The following is a 2,778-nucleotide window of genomic DNA, read 5'->3' as shown; positions in this document are numbered from 1 at the left end:
CGAACCCCCCCTCCACCACTCGCTTCGCGAGCGGTCCCCCTCCCCGTGCCGGGGAGGATTTAGTTCTCGATCTTCACGAAATCGAGTTTCAGGAATTTGTCCATCATCGGGCCTTTCCATTCGTCGGGCACGGGGATGGTGCCGAGCGCCCAGCCGATGATGTCGGCATCCTGTTCGTCCATGAAGCGTTCGAACCAGGCGATGTCGGCTTCGTCCCAGCTATCATGATAGCGTTCGAAAAAGCCGCCCACGGTATAGTCCGCCTCCCGCGTGCCACGGTGCCAGGCGCGGAATTTCATGCGGCGCATCTGGGGATTGTCGTTCACAATTTGTTCCTTTGGCGGGCACGCGGAAAAAGCCGATGGGGTGTTTGTATGACCGACCCGGCTAAGCTAGATGGCAGCAGATAGACATGCGACCCGATATTCTCAATCCGCTCTTTGCCGAAATCTCTGTCCTTAAGGGCATTGGCCCGGCGCTGGCCCGCCCGCTGGAGCGGTTGGGTTTGGCGCGCGCGGTCGATATCGCCTTTCACCTGCCGGTCAGTTGGGTCGACCGGCACCTGACCGATGAACTGGACATGGCCGATGCGGGGCGGGTGATCGGCATCGAACTGACGCCGGTGGACTATAAGGCCAGTGGGGGCGCGCGGACGCCGTTTCGGGTGCAGGCAACCGACCGGTTCGGCAATTATGTGTCGCTCGTCTATTTCGGCAAGAATAGCGGTTGGCCGCGCAAGATGCTGCCGCTGAACGAAGCCAAATTCGTGTCGGGCAAGCTGGAAAGCTATGGCGAGACGTTGCAGATGGTTCACCCGGACTATGTGCTGCCGCCCGAGGAAGCCGCGACCATCCCGGCGCGCGAGAGCGTCTATGGCTTGTCCGATGGGCTGACCAACAACCGGATGCGCGATCTGGTGGCGCAGGTGCTGGCCCGTGCGCCGGACCTGCCCGAATGGATCGAGCCGAGCCTGCTGGCGCGCAAGGGCTGGCCGGGGTGGCGCGCGGCGCTCACGCGCATCCATGCCGACCCGTCCGATGCCCAGGCGCGCGAGCGGTTGGCCTATGACGAGATTTTCGCCGGGCAATTGGCGCTGATGCTGGTGCGGCAATCGTCGCGGCGGCGGCGGGGTGTGCCGATCGCGGGCGATGGGCGGCTGCGCGCCATGCTGAAGCTGCCCTTCGCGCCGACCGGGGCGCAGCGGCGCGCCTTTGGCGAGATAGAGGGCGACATGGCGCAGGCGACGCCGATGCTGCGCCTGCTGCAAGGGGATGTCGGGTCGGGCAAGACGCTGGTGGCGCTGATGGCGCTGCTCAATGCGGTCGAGGCGGGGATGCAGGGGGCGATGCTGGCCCCGACCGAGATATTGGCGCGGCAACATTATGAGACGCTGCGCAAGATGGCGTCCGGTTTGCCAGTCGAGATCGCCATTCTGACCGGGCGCGACAAGGGCAAGGTGCGCGAGGCGACGTTGATGGGGCTGGCCGATGGCAGCATCGACATTCTCGTCGGCACCCATGCCATCTTTCAGGAAAAGGTGCAGTATAAGGCGCTGGGGCTGGCGGTGATCGATGAACAGCATCGGTTCGGCGTGGCGCAGCGGATGATGCTGGCCAACAAGGCCGCGCAAGCGCCGCATTTGCTGGTGATGACGGCGACGCCGATCCCCCGTACGCTGACGCTGACCTATTATGGCGAAATGGAAGTGTCCAAGCTGGACGAGATGCCGCCGGGGCGGCAGCCGATCCAGACGGTGGTGATGGCGGCGACGCGGCTGGACGAGGTGGTCGATGCGCTGGCCCGGCATGTGGGCAGCGGGGGGCAGGCCTATTGGGTGTGCCCGCTGGTGGAAGAGAGCGAGACGAGCGATCAGGCCGCAGCCGAGGCGCGGGCGGAATCGCTGCGGCTGCGCTTTGGCGAGGCGGTGGGGCTGGTCCATGGCCGGATGAAGGGGCCGGACAAGGATGCCGCAATGGCGGCCTTTGCCGCCAATCGGACACAGATATTGGTCGCGACCACGGTGATCGAGGTCGGCGTCGACGTGCCTAATAGCAGCTTGATCATCATTGAGGGGGCGGATCGGTTCGGATTGGCGCAGTTGCACCAGTTGCGCGGGCGGGTGGGGCGCGGCGACAAGCCGTCGGTCTGCCTGCTGATCCGGGGCAATGCGCTGGGCGAGACGTCGCGCGCGCGGCTGGCGCTGATGCGCGAGACGAATGACGGATTTCTGATCGCCGAGGAGGATTTGCGGCTGCGCGGCGCGGGCGAAGTGCTGGGCACGCGGCAATCGGGCGAGGCAGCGCTGAAGCTGGCGACGCCCGAACATATGGCCGCGCTGATCGACCCGGCGCGCGATGACGCAAGGCTGCTGATCGATCGCGACGGCGGGCTCGATAGTGCGCGCGGGCAGGCGGCGCGGGTGTGCTTGTACCTGTTCGAGCGGGATGCGGCTGTGGGGTTGCTCAGGGGGGGGGTGACGGGCGGCGATTAATATTGTGCCCTCTCCCGCCTTTGCGGGAGAGGCTATGAAGACTTGGCAGCTTGCTGCCCTAGTCGTAGTCGGTGAGGGCCTTTTTTTTTTTTTTTTGCGAGGGTTTCGCCAGGTACAAGTAAGACAGACCCTCACCCGAACCCTCCTCCCGCCGAACTCGAAGCCGCCTTTGTTGTAACAAGGGGTAGCAGGACCGGAAGTCTCCCGAGCAAAATCTAGAATGCCCACTAAGGCACCGTGTAGCGTGGCATGTATTTCCCCGCGCTTTTCGCCAGGATGCAAGACGA

The 2,778-nt window shown here is 64.5% G+C and carries 2 protein-coding genes; one reads left to right on the top strand and one right to left on the bottom strand.

Annotated features, from left to right (window positions below; all coding sequences use genetic code 11):
* Positions 1-59 precede the first annotated feature (59 nt).
* Positions 60-326: an FAD assembly factor SdhE gene (locus BF95_RS24820; protein ID WP_043155477.1), complete on the bottom strand. Its 267-nt coding sequence runs from the start codon at positions 324-326 to the stop codon at positions 60-62.
* A gap of 86 nt (positions 327-412) precedes the next feature.
* Here BF95_RS24820 and recG point away from each other — a divergent pair, with 86 nt between their 5' ends.
* The gene (gene recG, locus BF95_RS24815) at positions 413-2,491 is read left to right on the top strand and encodes an ATP-dependent DNA helicase RecG (protein ID WP_043155475.1); all 2,079 of its coding nucleotides are present in this window, start codon (positions 413-415) and stop codon (positions 2,489-2,491) included.
* Positions 2,492-2,778 lie beyond the last annotated feature (287 nt).

The organism is Sphingobium sp. Ant17 (assembly GCF_000588875.1).
Lineage (GTDB): Bacteria > Pseudomonadota > Alphaproteobacteria > Sphingomonadales > Sphingomonadaceae > Sphingobium.
Note: the sequence above shows the minus strand (reverse complement) of the source record. Positions and strands in the feature narration are given on the sequence as shown.